This window comes from Corallococcus sp. AB038B (assembly GCF_003668955.1).
Lineage (GTDB): Bacteria > Myxococcota > Myxococcia > Myxococcales > Myxococcaceae > Corallococcus > Corallococcus exiguus.
This window is the reverse complement of the sequence record NZ_RAWO01000001.1, coordinates 2,187,175-2,207,637: the sequence shown is the minus strand read 5'-3', so window position 1 is coordinate 2,207,637 and position 20,463 is coordinate 2,187,175. Positions and strand designations below refer to the sequence as shown.

General features: G+C 66.1%; 16 protein-coding genes and 1 pseudogene. 7 read left to right on the top strand and 10 right to left on the bottom strand.

Going from position 1 to position 20,463, the window contains the following annotated elements:
* Positions 1–44: 44 nt before the first annotated feature.
* Positions 45–944, bottom strand: coding sequence for an MBL fold metallo-hydrolase (locus D7Y04_RS09210; RefSeq protein WP_121758976.1), 900 nt, complete (start codon positions 942–944; stop codon positions 45–47).
* A 35-nt stretch (positions 945–979) separates the two neighbouring features.
* Positions 980–1,345, bottom strand: coding sequence for a cupin domain-containing protein (locus tag D7Y04_RS46365; RefSeq protein ID WP_255428377.1), 366 nt, complete (start codon positions 1,343–1,345; stop codon positions 980–982).
* Between the two features lie 110 nt (positions 1,346–1,455).
* Between D7Y04_RS46365 and D7Y04_RS09200 the strand changes: the two genes are divergently transcribed.
* Positions 1,456–2,394 (top strand): LysR substrate-binding domain-containing protein, encoded by a 939-nt coding sequence (locus tag D7Y04_RS09200; protein WP_233601327.1) that lies wholly within the window; start codon positions 1,456–1,458, stop codon positions 2,392–2,394.
* A gap of 99 nt (positions 2,395–2,493) precedes the next feature.
* Here the strand turns inward: D7Y04_RS09200 and D7Y04_RS09195 are convergent, their stop codons facing one another.
* A complete protein-coding gene (locus D7Y04_RS09195) occupies positions 2,494–3,522 on the bottom strand; it encodes a phosphatidylserine decarboxylase family protein (RefSeq protein ID WP_233601373.1) in 1,029 nt (342 codons plus the stop codon).
* A gap of 300 nt (positions 3,523–3,822) precedes the next feature.
* On the bottom strand, positions 3,823–5,151 hold the full coding sequence (locus tag D7Y04_RS09190) for a M12 family metallopeptidase (protein WP_171806869.1): 1,329 nt from the start codon (positions 5,149–5,151) through the stop codon (positions 3,823–3,825).
* Positions 5,152–5,836: 685 nt separating this feature from the next.
* Here D7Y04_RS09190 and D7Y04_RS45090 point away from each other — a divergent pair.
* Positions 5,837–8,047 (top strand): FG-GAP-like repeat-containing protein, encoded by a 2,211-nt coding sequence (locus D7Y04_RS45090; protein ID WP_199749634.1) that lies wholly within the window; start codon positions 5,837–5,839, stop codon positions 8,045–8,047.
* 215 nt (positions 8,048–8,262) lie between these two features.
* Here the strand turns inward: D7Y04_RS45090 and D7Y04_RS09175 are convergent, their stop codons facing one another.
* Positions 8,263–8,913 (bottom strand): TetR/AcrR family transcriptional regulator, encoded by a 651-nt coding sequence (locus tag D7Y04_RS09175; protein WP_158620786.1) that lies wholly within the window; start codon positions 8,911–8,913, stop codon positions 8,263–8,265.
* A 301-nt stretch (positions 8,914–9,214) separates the two neighbouring features.
* On the opposite strand from D7Y04_RS09175, the gene D7Y04_RS09170 reads away from it, so the two are divergent.
* Positions 9,215–11,146, top strand: a complete 1,932-nt coding sequence (locus D7Y04_RS09170) for a hypothetical protein (RefSeq protein ID WP_147477069.1) — start codon at positions 9,215–9,217, stop codon at positions 11,144–11,146.
* A gap of 70 nt (positions 11,147–11,216) precedes the next feature.
* Here the strand turns inward: D7Y04_RS09170 and D7Y04_RS09165 are convergent.
* Positions 11,217–11,360, bottom strand: a pseudogene (locus D7Y04_RS09165) (transposase); the annotation flags it as partial.
* Positions 11,361–11,391: 31 nt separating this feature from the next.
* Here D7Y04_RS09165 and D7Y04_RS09160 point away from each other — a divergent pair.
* Both D7Y04_RS09160 and D7Y04_RS09155 read left to right on the top strand, forming a co-directional pair.
* Positions 11,392–13,569: a hypothetical protein gene (locus tag D7Y04_RS09160; RefSeq protein WP_121758972.1), complete on the top strand. Its 2,178-nt coding sequence runs from the start codon at positions 11,392–11,394 to the stop codon at positions 13,567–13,569.
* Positions 13,570–13,785: 216 nt separating this feature from the next.
* Positions 13,786–13,995: a hypothetical protein gene (locus tag D7Y04_RS09155; RefSeq protein WP_147454759.1), complete on the top strand. Its 210-nt coding sequence runs from the start codon at positions 13,786–13,788 to the stop codon at positions 13,993–13,995.
* Here the strand turns inward: D7Y04_RS09155 and D7Y04_RS09150 are convergent.
* Together D7Y04_RS09150 and D7Y04_RS09145 are read right to left on the bottom strand one after the other, a co-directional pair.
* Positions 13,968–14,729 (bottom strand): hypothetical protein, encoded by a 762-nt coding sequence (locus D7Y04_RS09150; protein ID WP_147477068.1) that lies wholly within the window; start codon positions 14,727–14,729, stop codon positions 13,968–13,970. The two genes, D7Y04_RS09155 and D7Y04_RS09150, sit on opposite strands and share 28 nt — an antisense overlap.
* A gap of 303 nt (positions 14,730–15,032) precedes the next feature.
* Entirely contained in the window at positions 15,033–15,800 is a 768-nt protein-coding gene (locus D7Y04_RS09145) for a glucose 1-dehydrogenase (protein WP_121758970.1), read from the bottom strand.
* Positions 15,801–16,055: 255 nt separating this feature from the next.
* Between D7Y04_RS09145 and D7Y04_RS09140 the strand changes: the two genes are divergently transcribed.
* Positions 16,056–16,958 (top strand): LysR family transcriptional regulator, encoded by a 903-nt coding sequence (locus D7Y04_RS09140; protein WP_121758969.1) that lies wholly within the window; start codon positions 16,056–16,058, stop codon positions 16,956–16,958.
* A 296-nt stretch (positions 16,959–17,254) separates the two neighbouring features.
* Here the strand turns inward: D7Y04_RS09140 and hppD are convergent, their stop codons facing one another.
* Together hppD and D7Y04_RS09130 are read right to left on the bottom strand one after the other, a co-directional pair.
* The gene (gene hppD / locus D7Y04_RS09135; protein WP_158620785.1) at positions 17,255–18,337 is read right to left on the bottom strand and encodes a 4-hydroxyphenylpyruvate dioxygenase; all 1,083 of its coding nucleotides are present in this window, start codon (positions 18,335–18,337) and stop codon (positions 17,255–17,257) included.
* A 156-nt stretch (positions 18,338–18,493) separates the two neighbouring features.
* Complete coding sequence (locus tag D7Y04_RS09130) at positions 18,494–19,318, bottom strand: hypothetical protein (protein WP_121758968.1); 825 nt, start codon at positions 19,316–19,318, stop codon at positions 18,494–18,496.
* Between the two features lie 106 nt (positions 19,319–19,424).
* On the opposite strand from D7Y04_RS09130, the gene D7Y04_RS09125 reads away from it, so the two are divergent.
* On the top strand, positions 19,425–20,441 hold the full coding sequence (locus D7Y04_RS09125; RefSeq protein ID WP_147477067.1) for a hypothetical protein: 1,017 nt from the start codon (positions 19,425–19,427) through the stop codon (positions 20,439–20,441).
* Positions 20,442–20,463 lie beyond the last annotated feature (22 nt).

Sequence of the window (20,463 nt, the reverse complement as noted above, 5' to 3'; positions counted from 1 at the left end):
GAATTCGGAGTCAACAAGGGCACGCCCCGGCCTCGAGGTTCGTGTCAGGTCCGGGCCCGCCAGGTCAGCCACTCCCCCGGACGTGCCAACTCCACGTTCACCTTCCGCGTGCGCGCGGCGGCCAGAAGCAGCGCCTCCGCGTCCGGGACCTCCTGGTAGTCCTCGGAGGCAGCGAGGCCGTAGTGGATGGGCACGAGGAGCTTTGCTCCCAACACCACGGCCGCGGCCACCGCCTGCTCCGGCGTCAGGACGGCATGCACGTCGCTCACGGGCTTGCGCCAGCCGAAGCGCGCCCCGTTGATAGGCAGGAATGCCGCATCGAAGGGGCCGAACTGTCGCCCGATGTGCCACCAGGAGCCATGCCACAGCGTGTCGCCGCAGTGGATGATGCGGCGGCCTCCACCGGAGACGATCCACGAAACCTGGGGATCCCCATAGCCATCCACCGCGGGAACGGCGGTGGCGGTGAAGTCATTGAGCAAGAGGGGCTCGTAGAGCGGGGCGGACCGCACGCGGAATCCCGACGCGGAAGCCGCCGCGGCCATGTCCGGGGCGCACACCAGCGTCCCGCTGTCCCCCAGCGCCTGACGGACGGCCACCCGGTCGAAGTGGTCGGGATGGCGATGCGTCACCAGGACGAAGCGGCCCCCGTCGCTCACGTCCAACGGGACGAGCGGGTCCTTCAGCGCGGCCCCCCACACGGAGGGGTCGCTCAACGGGTCCAGGAAGAGCGTGTCCTGTCCAAGCCGCAGCCGCACTCCGGCCCAGGCCAACCGCTGGGCGCGAAGCGCGGCGCTGTCGGCAGGCTTCGTCGCACGGCCCGTCCCAGGAGGAAGCAGGACCGCGCCCGCGGAGAGCGCCACCGCCGCACGCAGGAAGTCCCGACGGCCCGTCCCCGAAGGCCGGGCCCTCTTGCCCCGTTCCTCCGTGTTCGAGGGTTCCATCCGGAATGGGGAGAAGGAAGTCAGGGCGTCCTGGCTCACCGGGCCCCCGGGGAGGCCACGAGGTTGATGCCGAAGAGGCGCACGCCGGTCTCGGTCCGCGGCTGATGACGGCTTGCCGGCGGGAAGACCAGGTATGAGCCCGGCCCCAGGCGCTGCTCCCCCTCGATGAGCTCACCGCTCACCACGAGGACCTCCTCGCCGGTGTCGTGGACGTCCACCCAGGGCCACTGACTCCCGGGAGCCATGTCCACGACCCAGACCCTCACGTCGCGAGGACCTGGCAAGTCCCTCCGAAGGCAGCCGGGGCCGACGACGACCGGTTCAATGTCGTCGATCCGCACGGACGACCATGGGGGTACGGCAAGGCTCTGAATCCTCGGGAAGCTGTCTGACCGGGTCATCCGTCCGTGCTCCTGGCGCTGGGACACCCACGTTAAGGGGACCCATTCCATGAGCGCAGCGAAACGATTTCGCGATGATGCTGAACCGGGCTCATGTGAAGCTGACCGGCATGCTCGAGCTCCGTCACTTCAAGCTGATTGCCGCGGTCGCCGACACTGGAAGCCTGGCCGCGGCGAGCCGGCAGCTTCACCTCACGTCCTCGGCACTGAGCCATCAACTCCGTGATGCCGAGGAGCGCCTGGGCGTGCAACTCTTCCAGCGCCGCCAGCGCCGCCTGCTCCTGACCGGCTCAGGCGAGAAGCTGCTCCTCTCCGCACGGCGGGTCCTGAGCGAGGTGGCCCAGGCCGAGGCGGTCTGCCGTGCGCACCCGCAGGACGACCTGCTCCGGCTCAGCACGGGCTGCTACACGGTGTATGGCTGGCTGCCGCCCATCCTGGGGCGGTGGCAGGCCGAGCACCCACGCGTCGAGCTGCGCATCGTCCTGGAGGCCACGCGTCAGCCTCTTGGGGCGCTGCTGAATGGCGAGCTGGATCTCGCCTTGACCACCGACGTCCCGCCGCAGGCCCGTCTGGCACAGACCGCGCTCTTCGAGGACGAACTCATGCTGGTGGTCCCCGAGGACCACGCGCTGGCGCGGCGGGAACATGTCACGGCGGAGGACCTGGTGAGGGAGCACCTGCTCACCTATGCCGCGCCTCGGGAGCAGCTCGATGTCTTCACGCGCGTGCTCTGGCCCGCGGGCATCGAGCCGCACCGGGTATCCCCCGTCCCCCTCACCGAGGCGCTGATCGAGCTGGTGCGTGGCGGTATCGGCGTGACGGCACTGCCTCAATGGATGCTGCCGGACCAGCGCCATGGACTGCGGACCGTCCGGCTCACCCCTCGGGGAATCAGACGCCGCTGGAGCGCCGTCACCCGCGCATCCCGCCAGCGCCCCGCTCCACTGAGCCATTTCATCCAGTTGCTCCGCGAGCGCTTCTCCCTCCACGGCAAAGCAAGGCCACGAGCTGCCTCACGGCGAGGAGTGCCGCCGCGCATGAGTGTGTGACTCGGCTTTCGGCCCCTCAGAGCGTTTGAGTCCTCTGAGAGAAAAGCCGAGAGTTGGTGCCCACGGTTCGTTCACGTCTCGTGGGCACCGAGATCACTCCTACAGCGCGAGCCCGATGTTCTGCCTCACCATCACGACGTTATCGAGCTTCTCCCCAGACCCGCCGCCGCCGTCGCCCAGCTCGGGACTGTCCGTGATGCTGAGGGACGCGATCTTCGACCGGTCGAACAGGGTGCAGCAGGTCGATCCGCCGAACGCGAAGTGGCCAATCTCGTCACCCCGCTGCACCAGGTCACCCGCCTTGACCGTCGCCACGCACGAGGACACCTCCGTCAGCCCCACGAAGACCATGGCGACCTCTCCGATGGCCGGATTCTCGGACTCGATGAAGAGAACCGTCCGGGTGTTGACGTGGCTGAGGAAGGGGAACGACGACGCGTAGTCCTGCTGCGGTGCCGGCTGCGCGAAGAAGAAGCCGGGGACCGTCCGCACCTTCTTGATCCGGCCAGTCACCGGCGAGTGCCACCGGTGGTAGTTGAAGGGCATCAGGACGATCTGCACCGCCAACCCATCGATGAAGGGCCGCAGCAGGGGACTGTCCGCGGGCTCGTTGAGGAGGTCCGTGAGGTAGTACTGCTCGCCCTTGATGTCGAAGGTGGCCTCGCGCTGCACCTGCTTGGAGATCTTCCAGACCTGCCCGTCCACGGGGCTGATGATCGCCTTCCCCGAGGGGTCCGGCGCGAGGGGGCGGCTGGCGTCGAGGTCCTTGAACTTGCGGATGAAGAACTCGTTCCAGGACTTGAAGCCGCCATGCGGCGCGGAGGGGGAACAGACGTAATCGTCCAGGCTCAGGTACTCCCGGGCGTCCGCGCTGAGCCAGTTCCCGTACGAGTCATTCATGTAGGCGAGGGAGGCGGGCGTCTCCAGCTTGTCGTGATAGGCCTTCAGGATCGCGGAGAAGTGGGGCCGGATTCCCTCGTTGGTGAAGAAAGCCCAACCGGGGCCGTTCTCCATGAAGGGCTGCAGGACCGTGTAGAACGGCAGCGCGGCCATGAAGTTCGCATCGTATTTCGGAAGGCTGTAGAGCGCATTGTCGAGCTGCTGGAAGAAGTCCGCGGGAGTCTTGATGTTGAGCGGGGTTCTTCTGGTTGGCCGCGTCCAGCATGCTTCCGATGTAGATGCGGAGGAAGTCGTTCTCGGGACGCTTCACATACTCGACCAAGGCCTGCACGGACGGCGCGAGTTCCTTGGGATGCTTGCGAGGACTCTCCGCGAACAGGCGATTGGACTCCATGGCTCTCAACGCGGACTGAGCGGGAGCGGCCCTCATCTACGAGGACCTGGGCGTGGCCACGGTACTTCCCGCGACCACGCCCTCCCAGACGCGTGTCTGCTTTCGCCCGGAGTTCCTCGGCCCTATCCCGTCCCTCAGTAGAAGGTGATGGTGAACTGCTCCCATTGCCCCACGGCGGCGCCGGCGGCATACACCGAGCCGTCGCCACCGTTATCGGCATACAGGTAGCGGGGGGTGAGGAGATCGTTCGTCGACAGGGCCACGGTGTCTCCGGTGCCGATGGTGAGCAGGCCCGTGCCGGCTATCTTCAAGATGCGGAAGGTTTCATAGTTGCCAGGCGCCGTGGGGGTGGCTGTCACCCCCGAGCCGCCACCGTTCACGGCCATGACATAGTTACCTGAGGCCGTCTGCAGGTGGATGAGGTCGCCGGTCTGCAGTTCGAACCCGTTGCGGTCCACCAGTTGGAACTTCTCCCAGGGACCCACGGCGGCACGATTAGCGTTCACCGCGCCGCCGCCGCCGCCCTCGGCCACCACGTAGTGGCCGCGCAAGGCACGCAGGGAGATGGTTCTCGAGTAGAGACGCGCCACGGTTGCCGCGTCCGTGATGCTCAGCGAATCGCGCTGCCCGATGGCCTGCCCCCCCAGTGGCTCGATGGTGGGTAGCCCATTCCTCGAGAACGCCGTCCTCGGGTAGTGCATGATGGAGCCGTAGTCATAGGCGAGGATGTCGTCACCGTCGGCGATCTGCTGGCTGAAGTTCTGCTCATAGCCCGCAGTGATGTTCTCGGGCCGGATGAGCACGTAGGTATTGCGGTCCTCGCGCGACTGCTCGTGCCACAGACCCAGGGCGTGTCCGATTTCATGGATGATGTTGCCCGTGCTGCACGCGGCCTCCAGCGACACCATCTGCCTGCCACCAATCCGTCCCACGTGGGCACTGCACCCGGTGCCCGTCTGGAAATTGACGTAGTTCGGGTACAGCGCCGCGTTGAGCACAGTGCGTTGCACGAAGCGCAGGTGCGTACGCTGTTGCCAGTGATTGATGGCGTCCGTGATTCGCGCCTGGTTTGGCACAGCCGCGTCGATGGTGTAGGGCACCTCGGAGTTGGGCCAGCGGAAGTTTGCTCCGGTGATGGCAACGCCCTGGGCCTGGACCCCCTGGGCGTGGATACCTCCCCGGGCCTTCACCTCGCGCACGCGCGCCTCCATCTCCTCCACCGTGCCGAGAACCATGTCTCCCTCAAGGATGGCCAGACCATCCACCTCGGCGTACTTCACTGGCACCAGCTTCCCTCTCGCGGCGTTCCAGGCGTAGCCCTCGCGAACCGGGGCGCCAGCAGGCACTCGGGCCATCTCCGGGTCCAGGGCGGGACGCGACTCCAATCCCTCACCGCAGGCGGTGAGGAGCAGGCTGGGGATGAACAGTGCAACCAGCGCGGACTTCAATGTGCTTCGAAGCATGGTGCCTCCTTTCCGGAAGGCATTCCGGGGAGCAGGAGACAACCACACCACTCTGACATTTGTCGTTTGAAATTAAGGACCGTCATCAATTCGCGACATACCCCGGAGACTCCGCCGCATGGAGGATGCACTGCGTCTGGACTCATGAGCGCCAAGGCGAACGGACACATGTGGATTCCCCGTACATATTTCAACTCTAGACCTCGGGCTCCAGGCGTAACGGCAGTTCATGACAAGCCCAGGCGCAAGGGCTCCACCAGGAAGCGGGGGAGGCATTTCAGCGCCTTTGGGGCTCCGAGCATCCGGTTCGCCTCCGCGAACGGGCGGGGGGCGGGGGAAGTCCTCCTCGTTTGCCTATGCCGCGCCTGGATGACTGGCACTTCCGGTTGTGCTGGCGTCACCTCCACTCGAAGGTTTGACGCTTGGCCGCGCACCTGGGGCTCACCGGCACTGTTGGCGATGCGCTACCATTCCCATCTCTGCGCATCGATTCGCGGAGACGGACACAGGCATGACATGGACTTTCTGTCGATGGTCCTCCAGGGCTTGTTGGCTGGCAGCCCGAGAACGTTTGCCATCATAGTGTTGCGTGCCTGGCAGCGGGGAGCACGGAATGGTGTCGTTCATTCCATGAGGAGGGGGGGCCATTCTGGGCTTCATCCTGTTCCTCGGAGGGAGACACTCGATGCGAAGTCATCCTGGTGTGCTGTGGTCATGGGGACTGGGCGTGGCGCTGGCCTTGTCGCTGGGGGCGTGTGCCGTGGAGTCCCTCGATGAGAAGGCAGGTCCTCCGGAGGATGGGGTGTCGCAAGCGGGTGACGAGGCGTTGACGCGTGAGCGGCCGGAAGCCTCCTTGACGTGGGACCCGTATGCGGACGCGGTGGTGTCAAGCACCACGGCGGCGGTGCTCAACGCGAGCGCGGCGTTGGGCGCTCCGGACGGGCAGGCCGCGACCATGCTGAGCGTGCTCAACTCGGCGCTGGTCCTGGACCTGGGCCAGGGAGAGGAAGGCACCGGAGACCTGCGCGTCTACTACCGGGGACTCACGCTGGCACTCGTGGCCCAGGTGGACTTCCTGAAGGCGGATGGGACCTTCATCGGCTCCAGCACGTTGCACCTGAAGGAGCTGGGCCTGGGGACGCATATCGCGGTGGCGACGTACCCGGGGAACGTGCCCTATCGCTACGTGCGCCTGAGAGGCGCGGTGCTCGCGCTCTACCTGGTGGACGCGGTGGAAACGTCGCTACGAGTCTTCTGTGGAGATGGAGTGTTGGGCGGATTCGAAGTCTGTGACGACGGCAATCAACTCTCGGGAGACGGCTGCAACAGCGTCTGCCAGTTGGAGCCGGGCTACACCTGCACGGGAGAGCCGACAGTGTGTACCGACATCGACGAGTGCGCCGCCGGTACCGACAACTGCAACGACAACGCCTCCTGCACCAACATCGGGGGCTCCTTCACCTGCGCCTGCAATGCGGGGTACGAGGGCGACGGCGTGACCTGCACCAACATCGACGAGTGCGCCGCAAACCCCTGCCTGAACGGTGGCACCTGCATCGACGGCGTGGGTAGCTACACCTGCAAGTGCGCGCCCACCTACGAGGGGAACATCTGCCAGTCTTGCTCAGGCACCCTCGCGGACTGCAACGCGAACTCGTCCGACGGCTGCGAGGTGAACCTCCAGAGCGACGCCGACAGTTGCGGCGCCTGCGGCATCGTGTGCTCGACGGGGCAGATATGCTCGAACGCCACCTGCCAGACCGCCCCCACCGGCCAGGTCCCCGGCACGCCGGTCAGCTCCCCCGCGAACCACAGCCCGCTGGCCCCGGCGGTCGCCGATGTGAATGGCGACGGCAAGCTCGACATCCTGGTGGCCAATGCCGAATCCGCGTCGACCCAGACTCCCTCTGGCTCGCTCTCCGTTTTCCTCGGGAATGGCGACGCCAGCGTCCAGTCGGAGGTCAACTACGGGAGCGCCTCGCTCTCCAGCAACGCGGTCGTGGCCGTGGACGTGGACGGCGACGGGTGGCTCGACGCCGTCACCGTCAACGGCCAGACCAACCTGCCCCTCATCAACGGAAACATCAGCGTCTACAAGAACCTGGGCTCGAGCGCGCCCGGGACCTTCGGCACGCCGACGAGCTTCACCACTGGCACCCCGGGCTCCGTCCACCTCTGCACCGGGGACTTCGATCACGACGGGGTGGCTGACATCGCCACGACCAGCGTGACCCAGAACCAGGTGAGCGTGCTCATCGGCAGCGGCGCGGGCAACTTCGGCGCGCCCACGTTCATCGGCATCCAGAACACCGGTGGCGCGCAGTCGAGCATCGCCTGCCGTGACCTGAACAGCGATGGCTTCTCCGATATCGTGGTGACGAGCCCCTCCAGCGCACGCCTGTCGGTCCTCATCAACCAGGGAGACGGCACGTTCGCCGCACCCGTCGCCTACAGCAATTCCGCCGGCGGCCAGACGGCGGGCATCGCCTTCGGCGACGCCAACGGCGACGGCACGCTCGACATCCTCTCGAACGGCGCGGCCGGCCGGTACCTCTTCTTCTTCCAAGGCAACGGCAACGGCACCTTCGCGAGCGGCGCTCAGTCAACCGCCGCGGCCACGACGGCCACCAACTCGGCGCTGGGCGTCGTGGCCGGTGACTTCAACGGCGATGGCAAGCTCGACGCCTACATCCTCGTGACCACGGCCTCGGGCGGCGTCCGCCCGATGACCGGCAACGGCAGCGGAGGCTTCACCTCGGGCACCGTCGTCACGACCGGCGCCTCGCCTGGCCTCAACGCCATCGCCACCGCGGACATGGACGCGGATGGGTACGCCGATCTCATCCTGACCAACAGGGGCTCCGGCACCGTGACCGTGGTCCCCAACGGACTCTAAGTCGCTGTCCGCGATACCGCGATGGGGCGGTGTGCCCTGATTTCAGCGCGGTCTCGGTAGGAGAATCGGTGCGCCGCGTGCTTCGCGCGCGGCGCACCGAAAGTCGCGCAGGCGCCTTACCCGACCTCACCTCCACAGAGGCCGTAAAGCGCCCGCCCCCGGTTGTTTGTCACCCCGTGAGCTTCTTGAAAGGCCCTCCCCACCGGTAAGGCCTATCAGCGCAGCGGCAATCCCAGCCGCATTGCCAGGAATGACTGCATCACGTCGGCCGCGGCCTGGGTGTATTCGTTCGTCATGCGGCCATGAAGGTAGAAGGACGTACGTAGGCTCGCGGTGCCGAACTCCACCGCCAGCGCTGCGATGTCCGGCGCCCCCCGCGGGATGTTGATGCCACGCGTCGCGAGCAGGCTGCGCGCGAGCGTGCCGAGGCGCGCGATCGTGGATTCGAGCGCGCGAAAGCTCACATCCGAGACCGGCCCGGTCAGCAGAACGACCTGCGCCGCCGGATGCGTGCGGTAGAAATCCGCCGCCGCATGAACCATGCGCGTGATCAGTTCCTGCCAGTCCTTGGCCCCCGCGAGGTTTTGGGCATGGCGCGTCAGGTGCGCTTCCAGCGCCCCGAGTTGGCGCTCCGCGAGCTCGTTGAGCAGGGCTTGGGGGGTCGGAAAGAACTTGTAGATCGTCGATCGAGGGTACTCGAGACGTTCCGCCAGCGTCGGGATCGAGAAGGCCGAAAGCCCTGATTCGAGCAGCAGTTCCTCCGCCGCCTGGAGCACGGCATCGACCCGGACCTTGGCGCGCTGCTGCTGCGGCTTGCGCGCCACGAAATCTGGGTTGGGGGCGGATTGACGCGCATCGTCAGCCATGGCGCTTGACTCCATTGCGTTCGTCGCGACTCGAAGTCGGCGGAGCGGGTTCTTCCACGCCAGGGTTCGCTCGACAACCCAGGCGGAGCCTGGCGCTGGCCGAGGGCATCCTCACTAGAGGCCATTAAGCGACAAATGTCGCCTACGACACTTTCGCGACAAATGTCCCTTTCCGGAGCACATGTGAAGTGAACTCATACGCACTGTGCGACTCGGAAACTGGCGTCTTCGAGCACGCGCCCACCCGGTCGGACCGAGGCCCCATCCGACCGACCCACAGGATGTCAGGAGGAGGGACGTCATGGCGGCACGTCTGACTCGAAGCGTTCTCGTCGCGATGTGTTTTGTGAGCGCGGGCGTCACACCCGCGGCAGCTCAATCGGACCTGCTCGGCAGCAAACGTGGCGGGCACTACTGGTTCGATTTCTGTACAGGCAAATCCGATGCGACGCTCTTACCGCCCGACCCACGGACACTCGTGACGCCGACGTCGAACAAGAACGTCGTCTTCAACGTGGGGTGGAACGCGTGCATGAACCGGGCTCCGCTGACGTGTGGCGAGCTGCGGTCGAGCAGCGCGGCTGGAGGGCGGCTGCTCGGCGGAAACGGAAGTCCCGATGCAGGCTGGGAGTTCAGCGGCCATTCCGCCTGGAGTCTCTGGTCGATGTCGGCGTCCCAGTACAATGCGCTGTGGCTGAAGTGGGGCCTGCCGTTTCGCCCTTCCGACTTCGACACCCTCGTCGCCGAGCGCTACGGCATCCCTCTCAGCCCACAGCGCAATCCGTATCCTCTCCCGTTCGAGAATCCGAACCACACGAACGGTGGCTCCGGCCAGCTGCCGATGGCACTGACCCAGACACGCAACCCCGACGGCTCGTGGAGCGGACAGATCGGCGTCACGTGTTCGGTCTGTCACAGCGGCCAGATTGGCAAGGCGAGCGACGGCGCGGGCCTGGGGGCGTTACACGGCACCAACGGCCTCACCGACGTGACCCTGTTCCTGGGCGAGCTCGGAGGCCTCAACCCCGCCTTCACGATCGCCTCCCTGAACCGCATCCGCGGCACGGGGAACATCACCAACTTCCAGCTCTTCGCCCTGCTCACGATCTTCGACCCCGACGGGACGATCCCCGGCGTCTTCCTCAATCCGGAGGTCTGGGCGGCCGGCTCGACCGGCACGGAAGACCCGCCGAACTGGTGGAACCTCGGGCACCGGCCGGTGAAGTTCTTCGACGCCGGGATGAGCAGCGACGCCACGCGCATCGAGCTCTCGTGGTACATGCCGGGCGCCGCACTGCCGAACTACCAGGAAGGCTACGACTGGATCCTCGACAACGAGTACCAGGCGAACACCTGGATGCTCGGTCTGAAGTCGCCGGCCTACCCTCTGCCGGTCAACACGGCACTCGCGCAGCAGGGGTCGATCCTGTTCCACACGCTCGATCTGTGGGCAGCGAACCGCAACAACCCGGTCGTGAAGCCGCAGCAGGCCGGAAACGGCTCGTGCGCGAGTTGCCATGGAGCCTACGCGCCGCGCTACGTGAACGATCCGAACTTCCTCGCCAATCCCTTGTTCGAGGGCATGGCGGCCAACGTCACGCCCATCGGGGTCCTCGACACCGATGACGCCCGACTGCTTGCCAACGACGGAGCCATCGCGACGCAGGCCCGGTACAGCTTCTTCGGGTACAACGGTCAGGACGGGTGCGCCGACAAATACAACATGATCGGCTATCTCGCGCAGCCGCTCTACGGTATCTGGGCGTCCGCCCCCTACTTCCACAACGGCTCGGTGCCCGACCTCTGGAGCTTGCTCAAGTCGTCGGACCGCCCGCGGATCTGGCGTCGCAAGTCGAAGTCGCCGAGGCTCGGCGTCGTGATGGGATTCGAGACCGACCTCGCGAAGGCCTATGAGCAGACCAAGGTTGGGTGGAAGTACGACACGATTCCGTGCAGCTACCTGACCTTCTCGCCGTTCAACCACTGCAATCCGTGGGATCCGAACGAGACGCCGCTCATCGAGAGCGGGCTGTCGCTGCTGTACGGCAACGGCGCGCTGGCCTGGAATCTCCTCGGCAGCATCGTGGCCCCGAGTTTCTCGAACTCGGATATCGAGGATCGCAAGATCTACAACACCCGGATGTTCAGCCAGTCGAACTCGGGCCACACGTTCACCGACGTGCTGACCGATGCGGAGCGCACCGCGCTGATCGAGTACATGAAGACGTTGTGAGCCCCACGCCGGAGCGTGGTGGGGATTCTCTCGCCACGCTCCGGCACACTCCATCGGCGTCCGGCGGGCCGGTGACTTCGTGGGCGACCGCGGTGATGAGGCGCAGGGCGCTGGCGCGGCCGGGAAAGGCGCCCACGGAGCGGATGCGGCGCTTCACCTCGCCGTGGAGGCACTCAAGGCTGTTGATGCTCCGCAGGCGCTTCCAGTGGGCCTTGCAGTGTAGACTGCGCCAAGACGAGGACTCCATGATTCCCGCGGAAGCATTCAGAGGCAACGTTGCGGCGCAGTTGCACTACGCCGCAGGACTCTCTCCGGCAGAGGCTTCAGTCGTCCTCGAAAGCCGGCTGGAGGACCAGACGTGGACAGCCGCGCCTGCCCTATGGGTCGAGGTCGCGTGCGGGGTCGACAGACATTCCGGGCGCAGCGGTATGGCCACTGCGCTGGTGGCCAGGCTGGCCCGACAGTTGATGGGAGTGCCCATTCGCGCCGACCATCATGACTTCCTGCCGCCCGTTTTCGCGGAGCTCATCGCCGCTCCTTCTACCGCGGCCTCCATTGGACCGGTCCTCGATCCGCTGGTGGGATGGATTGCGCAGAGCGCCAAGGCTGGAGACGCGGGACTGGTGGCCAAGATCCTGAATGCCACCCGGAGCCATCTCTCGATTGTTGCCGGCATTCGAGACCGGTCTATCGAGACCCTCAGTCAGATCTTCGGCCTCCGCTCACAAGCGGAATCCAGCAAAGACAGAACAGCACAGGAGCAGAGCGCGCAAGAACAGCACCTCCTGGAGCTGCGCCGGCGCACCGATCTGCTCAGGTCTTTCGTTCCCCTGGCTCAGTGGATGATTGAAAAGGGCGCAGCGGAACTTCGCCAGCCAGGGCAGGGGCCATTGCTCGCCATGCTGTTGGAGTGCCTCGCCGAGGGAAAGCCTGCGGAGCTTCAGCTCGTTCTTCGGTTCCTCTCTCTTCAATCCAGATCCGAGGGGAGCGTCGGGACTCAGTACATGGAGCTCTTCTGGCAAGTGGCGGAGCGTGTACTTGAGGAAGGTGCTCCAGGTTCGCTCATTTGCGAGTTGGTGGCTGCGCTGTACCGTGGAAACTGGTGGGCCGAGCACTGTTCCCATCCGCTGGAGGTTCCGGAGAAGCTGCCTCGGGCGAGTCAGGCCATTCTCCAGGGGCTCGTCGATGGGCGCTTCGAGGCCATCGCCCATGGCTCCAACGACCGCTTTCATCCAGTCACCTGGCGGCTGGCATTCCAGCATCCTCCTGGGCAGTCAAAGCCCTTGCGGTTCCTCACTGTGTCTCCTCTCTTCTGCGCGCTGGAGATTCTGGGCACCGCGGCAGGTGAAACGAACGCGCCCACAGCGGTAGCGGACTGGGCACACCATCTGGTCAAAGAATGGATTCGTCTTCATGGGCTGCGTGCCAGGAAGGACCTGGAGCCGCTCTTGAAGCTCACGGCCGTACCGGGTCTGGACGCGGCGGTGGCCACCGGTCTCAAGGAAGCACTCGAGGCGGCCCCTCTGACGGACGACACGCCTCTAGCGTTGCGACTTCTCAACGAACTTGGAGGGACCCCGGACGCCCTTCGAGCCGTGCTCACCCTTGAGTTGGAGCGGCCTGACTTCACCCGTCGCAACACAGCCTCTCTGAGTTGGCTCCAGGATGAGTTCCGCCGTGTCCTTCACCTGCCGTGGACCGAGCCCGTCTTCGGTATCGATCTGCCTCGGATGTTCCAGGGGGCGCGAGACGTGCGCTTCGCGGCGCTGCCCCAGGAGGCTCAAGTCGAAGTGCGCGGCGACTGCGTCACCCTCCACGAGCCGAGCTATCAGCAGATGGTGGCCAGTATCTCTGACAAGGAAGAGCTCCTGGCTACCGCCATGCTGTACTTCCTGCACGAGTGGGTTCACGTGCAACAAAACATTGGCCAGAAGCGCATGGTGGACCTCCTGCGAGAGGCAGCGGGCGAGTCGACGCTGATGCAGTTGGACCTGTCGGCGGACCATGCCGCGGCCCAACTCACCCGGCGCGTTGAGCCTCGGTGGAGCCTGGCCTGGCTCAAGGACCTTCAGAGCCGCTCCCTGCTCGGCTACCCGGCCGGGCGCGGTCACACCGCTGCATCGCGGGGCCGCAAGACCACCCGGCTCATCTCACTGCGGCTCGACTACCTTGTACGCACCGCTTCCCGCACTCCGAAATGGTTCTCGACGCTTGGTGAAGGTTACGTCTTCGTGGATCTCAGCCCAGGAGGCGGTGCCATGTTCCTCCTCGTCAGCGGCCCACCTCTCTCCGTCGTAGACCACACGCGCCTGTCGTCCGAACAGACCGCCTTCCTCACCGCAATCATGGATGAGCGCGAGGAGCAGGGCGACAGGCTCGCTGAGCTCGATGCGCTACTTCGGATCAGCTTTCGGTTCAGTTGAGCCGGGCAGGACCTGTGCCTGCTCCCATTTCGACCGCAGCGTAATGCCTGAGATGGCAGGTGTCCGCGCAGCAACAAAGCAAGTCCGCCCTGGAGGGGGCCCTACGCGACAGGTGCCTCCCAGGTGGTAGCCTCGCGCGGCTGTCCATACGAAAGGCCATTCCCCATGTCCAAGTGGCTCGCTGTCATGCTAGGCGTCGTTATTGGATTCGGCACGATGATCCCCGCGTTCGCCATGGCCGTCGAACCAGACGCGAGGCCGGACGACTACCCGGGCCCCTGCTACCTGTCGCTGATCTGCGAGAACGGCATGACGGTGAGTTGCACGGGACAGTACGAGTGCGATTACCGGTCAGACTCGCCGGGGTCCCCTGGCTGGGTTCGCTGTGACGGCGCGGGCTACTCCTGCGGTGGAGACAGCTGGTAACCCTTGCAAGAGACTGCTTTCCCGAACTCCGCGACCGATGTCGCGGAGCCTGCATCAGGCGCCTGTTCGAGCGAGCAACCGTACACCTCACCTTCGACTCGGTGGGGCATCGCGGGCGAGTCACCCGTCCGCGGCGAATGTGGCGCGCACGTAGGCAGCGTCTCCTTCAGGCTCCACCGGGTGTACTGGCGCGACACCAATTCCAAGCGAGGCGGGATGTACTCGCTGCGGAACTGATACTCAAAGCGCGTCACGGTACGCATCATGGGCACGTGACCGCATTTCTGACGGTGCTCGAAGCGCGTCACCATTCGCGTGCGCGGCACGGAGCGGGTCGTCTTCGAGGACGGGTCATACTGACTCTCGTAGTAGGTTTCCGAGACAGTGCGTGGCTCCGTGACGGACTGACATTGAAACTGGCTTTCGAAAACAGTCTTCGTGACAGGAACCATGTGATGCCGCATCTCGGTACGCCCCGGCGTACTTTGAAGCATCCGGCCGGTCTCAACTGAAGACTCCGGCACAATCTCTGTCCGGCACTCCACCGGCTCCCCATCCTGGTCACTCGCCAGCACGATGTGCACGTCGCTGACGTAGTGCCCCCCTGCGGCTTCCGCGCGCTTCATGAAGTCGAGCAGCAGCTGGGTACCATCCTGCTTGGCACCGAAGGCAACCGACAGCTTCCACGGCTTGAAGCCAGAGGCCGCGGCCGCCTCCCTCGTTGTCAGGGTCACCCCGTTCGCCTGGTACCCCTGAGGCTTATGCATGCACCCAACTGCAACGAGGACCACCCACGCATAGCTTGCAACCCGTCTCAAGAGACCACCCCCTCCTATCGACCGCTCGGGCTTCATAGCAGAAGACCGTACTGACACGGAGTGGATGGCAGCCACACCCGCCTTCATGCCGTGAGGAGCGGGAAGGCCATGAGGAATCAGCGTCTGTTCTTTTCGCTTCGGCACGGGGCCTTGCCTGCGTAGAGCGCCGTCGAATCGCGTCCGCGGATCCACGGGACGGCTACATCTTCGGCTCCGTGCTCAATGTGCGGTGAATCCGCCATCGACCGGCAGGCAGACGCCCACCACGAAACTCGCGCCCGGACTGCACAGCCACAACACGGCGGCTGCAACCTCGTCAGCCCGACCGAGCCGTCCAATCGACTGCTCCTTCAAGATTCCCTCCATCGCGTCTGCCTGGCCCTTCAGCATGTCCCGCACCATCGGCGTGTCGATGGTACCGGGGCAGACCGCGTTGATGCGGATGCCGCGCGGCGCGTACTCAACGCCCGCACTCTTGGTCATGCCGAGCACCGCGTGCTTGGTGCCATGGTATGCCGCGCGCTGTGGGAGTCCGACCAGGCCGCCCAGCGACGAGTTGTTCACGACCGTGCCAGACCCCTGCTCACGCATGACGCGCAGTTCGTGCTTCATGCTCGCCCAAACACCGAACTGGTTGACCGCCATGACACGATGAAAATTCTCCGCCGGCTCCTCCGCGGCGTCACTCGGGGGGACCTGAATGCCAGCGTTGTTGAACGCCATGTCGAGCCGGCCATACTCCGTCACTGTCCGATCGACCGCGGCGGCGACCTGCGCCTCGTCGGTGACGTCGCAGGCCACACCGATGGCGATACCGCCTTCTTCGACGATCTTCGCGGCTTCCTTCGCAGCTAGCTCCCCATCACGATCCGCCAGCACCACAGAGGCTCCACTCTGTGCGAAGGCTCGCGCCGTGGCGAGGCCCATTCCCATCGCCGCGCCGGTCACCAGGGCCACCTGCCCCTTGAAGTCATACGTCGGATTCATGTCTCGCTCTCCAGATTGATGTTGGGATACAGACCGCGAGGCAGGCCCTCGAGAACCTGTGGCCGCACGGCTACCAGGCATAGGCTTCGGGCGCCTGGCCTCTCGGCCCCGGCCAGATTCCATCCAGCCTCGTCATCGTTTCGCTGCCTTCCGGACTCAACATGTGCCCAACGCCCTTGATGCAAAAGGGCCCAGTAATGGATGCCTTGGTAAACTGAACTTGACAATCAAGGCCGCACGGGCCGAAGCAAGGTCATGGACGACATCCCGTTTACGCAGCTCCAGGCATTCCTGGCGGTCGCCCGTGCCAACAGCTTCGTCGGCGCCGCTCGCGAGCTCAGCATCTCGCGCTCGGCCGTGAGTCAGTCCGTGCAGCAGCTCGAGGAGCGCCTGCGGGTGGTACTCGTTCAGCGCACGACGCGGAGCGTCTCTCTTACGGACGCTGGGCGCCGCCTCGTCGACCGTGTCGGCCCCGTTTTCGCCCAGACCGCCGCCGCGCTCGCGGAGGTCTCCGCGAAGCAGGGTGAGGTCGTCGGGCGACTCCGGCTCTCAGTGCCGCATGCGGCGGTGTCGCTCATCCTTGAACCCGTGCTGCCAACGTTCCGTGAGAGATGCCCTCGTGTCGAGATCGAGCTCGTTCTCGACGAGCGCTTCGTGGACATCGTCGCAGGCGGTTACGACGCCGGCGTTCGCCTCAGCGAGAGCATTGAGCGTGACATGGTGCAAGTGCGACTCACAGAGCCTTTCCGCTTCGTCGTGGTCGGCTCACCCGGCTACCTGGCCAAGCACGGCCGTCCGCGGCGCCCCGAGGACCTGCTCGAGCATGAGTGCATCACGTTCCGGTCGCCGACAACTGGCGCGCTGTACGCGTGGGAACTGGAGCGGGGTCGCAAGTCCTGGCGCGTTCCGGTGCGCGGCGGCATTGCAACCAACGACGGACTCCTGTGCTCGACGCTTGCGAAGCGAGGGCTCGGCCTCGCGTACTCGCCGGAAGCCTGGATCCGCGATGAATTGCGTCGGGGAGAACTCGAGGTCGTGCTCGAGGAATATGCCCCCATGGTGCCGGGGTACTTTCTCTACTACCCAAGCCGCAACCAGCAGTCGGTGCCCCTGCGCCGCTTCGTGGAAACCGCGAAGGGACTGCTGTTGGGGCGGTAACCGCCATACGCTCAATACAGAGGGCGCCGCCTTGACCACGCCGCCGCGCGTCTGTTCCGTGACTGCCCGTCAGTCGATCCGCGTCCAGGCCGCGCCGTCGTAGAGGAACAGGTCCTTCGGGCCGACGGCGCACAGGCCGCTCTCGCCAATGCTCAGGGATTGCAAGGTTCGTGGGCGACCGCCACGCAGACGGCGCGGTTGAGGCCGACGCAGGCGTCGACGAACGAGGCGTCTGGACTCCAGTGCTTTGGCATGGTGCGGGCGTCAGTACCACGCCTTCGCACGCGCCGAAGCGCTCAGGACTCGGCCCGGCTCAGCTCGTGCTCCACGGCCTCGTAGAGGGCGCGGATGTTGGCGCCGCCGAAGCCGCGCGCGTCCTTGCGCTCCACGGCCTCGAAGAAGAGCGTCTGCCGCGGGTGCACCGAGCGCGTGAAGGACTGCAACAGCAGGCCCCATGGGTCCCGGTCCACCAGGATGCCCATCTCGCGCAGCGGGCCCAGGTCCAGGGGAATGGGGCCGAGCCGCCCCTCGAGCCGATCGTAGTAGGCGGCCGGAATGTCCAGGAACTCGATGCCCTGCGTCCGGAGCTGCCGCGCGCTGGCGACGATGTCCGGGGAGAGCATGGCCAGGTGCTGCACGCCCGGTCCGCCGTGGCGCGCGAGGAACTCGCCAATCTGCCCCGGGTTCTCGTGGGAGATGGGCTCCTGCATGGGGAAGCAGATGCGCCCGGAGGGGCTCTGCACCACCTTGGAGTTCATCCCGCTGCCGTGGGTCTTGACGTTCTCCTCGTGCGACTGCCGGAAGCCGAAGGCCTCCGTGTAGAAGCGCACCATGGCGTCCAGCGTGCCCGGGGTCAGGCAGATGGCCACGTGGTCCAGGCCGGAGAACAGCTCCTTCGCCGGAGACCGAGGCGCGTCCACCGCGCGCAGGCCCGGGGGCAGGAAGCCCTCCCAGGGCCCCTCGCGCTCGATGAGCGAGTGCACCACGTCGCCCATGGCCTGCACGGTGGCCTTCAGCACGCGGCGACCGTGGCCGTCCTGGAGGATGGCGGGCTCGCGCACCGGATGGGCGCCGCGCTCGATGACGTGCGCGTAGGTGGCCACCAGGTCCGGGGTGCGCAGCGCGATGTCCCGCACGCCGTCACCGTGACGCTGGACGTACTCGGACGAGGGCGACTCGGGGGTGAGCCCCTGCGTCAGCAGCACCCGGCAGCGGCCCTGCTGCATCAGCACGCAGCGCTGCGCCTCGAGCCCCGTCTCCGGACCGCCTTCCGCGACGCGACGGAAACCCAGCGCGTCCGTGAAGAAGCGGGTCGACTGGAGGAGATCTCCAACGCACAACTCGATGTACTCAATCTCATCGACGGCCACGTTCTTCATGTCGATCCTGGAACCTGCTCGCCCCAACCCAGGCAGCGAGAAGCGCTGATGCCGCATGTGAACAAAAACACTGCGCGTGTATCCAATTGAGCTATTTTTCCAGTACTGTCAAGCATACCTGGATTCACAAGAAGTACAGGGATGTGTCGCGTCGGGTCAGGCTTTGAAACGCGCGGGATTTCCTCCGCGTTTCAGCGCCTCGGACAGCCACCGGCCATAGACGGTCTGGACGGTCCGCGCGTCGGGCCAGAACCCGCGGGCGGCGTATTTGAACAGGCGGCCCGCGGTGCGGCGGCCACTGCGCATGTGGACCACGCGGAGGCGATGCCGGACGAAGTCGGACCACGAGTGGGGACCCGCGCGCAGGTAGGCGCCGTCCAGGGTGAACTGGCAGATGCTGAGGTCCGTCTGCTCGATGAGCGTGTCCGGCCTGGCCCCGTCCGGGAAGAGCGACGGAATGTACATGAACTGGATGACATGCCTCTCCGGTGAGGTGAGGCGCATGCAGTACATGTCGCGGCCATCCGGCATCGTCCGCAACAGGAGCCCTGGCAGGTCCGGCACGGACGCGTTCCTCGGGGGCTTGCGCACGGGGGATGGCTTGCGGCGCAGCATGCGCGGCACCGGGATGCCCGGCCAGGGATTCATGTACTGCACCCGGGTGATGGAGTAGCCCGTCTCCAGCATGCGGTTCAGGGTGCGTTCCATGGCCGGGAACGAGCCGGAGAAGAGGTCGTAGTCCCCATCGTCCACCGACGTGCTCATCTCCCCGCCGAGCCACCGCGTGACACGTCCGCCCATCATCCAGGTCTGCTCATCCAGCAGGTGGCTGTGGGGCAGCACCGGGAGCTTCAGGACGCGGCGCACGTCCTCGATGAGCGGAGGGGTCTTCACCACCGCCGCGTCCGGGTCGCGCAGGTCGCTCACGCCGAGCAACTCGCAAAGGCTCTGTACCTCCGACTGCGTGAAGTCACGGACCATGGACTGCTCCTGTGGGACGCTGGGGCTGGGACGCGCGGGCTCGCGCCGGGAGCCGTGCGGCTCCTAGGATGCCGGCCGCGGCGCAGGCAAAGGATGGGGAATTCACGTGATGGATGAAGAGCTGTCGCTGGTGGGCTTCACGGAGGACATGAACCTCAACGCCGTCTTCTTCGGCTTCCTGGGGTTGTTCCAGATGGTGTTCCCGGGCCGCCTCCAGGCCTGCTACCTGCTGGGGAGCCACGCGACGAGCGAGGCCGTGGGCGAGAGCGATATCGACCTGACGCTCGTCTTCAAGGGCCGGTTCCAGCCGGGAGAGCGGCGGCGCTTCGAGCACTTCCGCCGGCACGTGAGCCCGCTGAGCCCGCTGTCGCTGGACGCGAACGCGGTGGAGGAGGAGCAGCTGCTGGAGGAGGGCGCCGTCAACCTCAAGAAGACGTCGCTGCTGCTCATGGGCGAGGACCTCCGGGAGCGCATCCCGCTGATGCCGCTGGACGCGTGGATCCGCTACTGCATGCACCGGCCCTACGTCTTCATGGAGCGCGCCCGGGCCCGCGCCGAGGGCGAGCCCCTGCGCTTCCCGCTCATCTACCCGGACCCGCGCGGCGAGCTCTACGGCTACGACCACCGCGAGGTGCTGGATGCCCAGGGTCAGTCGCACCGGGGCTTCAAGGAGCTGGTCACCCTGGCCTGCCGGCTGGCGACGGCCGAGGTGGCGGTGAAGGCGGGCGGGTACACGTATTCCAAGCGCGAGGCCATCGAGGCGCACCGCGAGCTCGTCAACGACGCGTGGACGCCCCTGTACGAGCAGATCTACGCGGCCCGCAAGCGCTGGGGCTACCGGGTGCCGGAGGCCGCCGAGGACGTGGCGCACCTGCGGTCGCTCTGCGCGGGCATGTTGGAGGCGGAGAATCATTTCCTGGGGCTCTACAAGGGCTTCCTGCTGGAGGAACTGCGGCGTGGAGCGGTGAAGGACCGGGTGCTGGCGGCCCAGCGGCTGGGGGAGATCGCCTACCCGGGTGATGAAGTGCCCGCGGCGCTGCGGGCCCTCGCGCAGGCCCCGGAAGAGGAGCTGCGCGAGGCGGCGGCGGAGTCGCTCCGTCGCCTGGGCCCGTCCGGCACCTGACCGGACCCACCGGCGGCCTGAA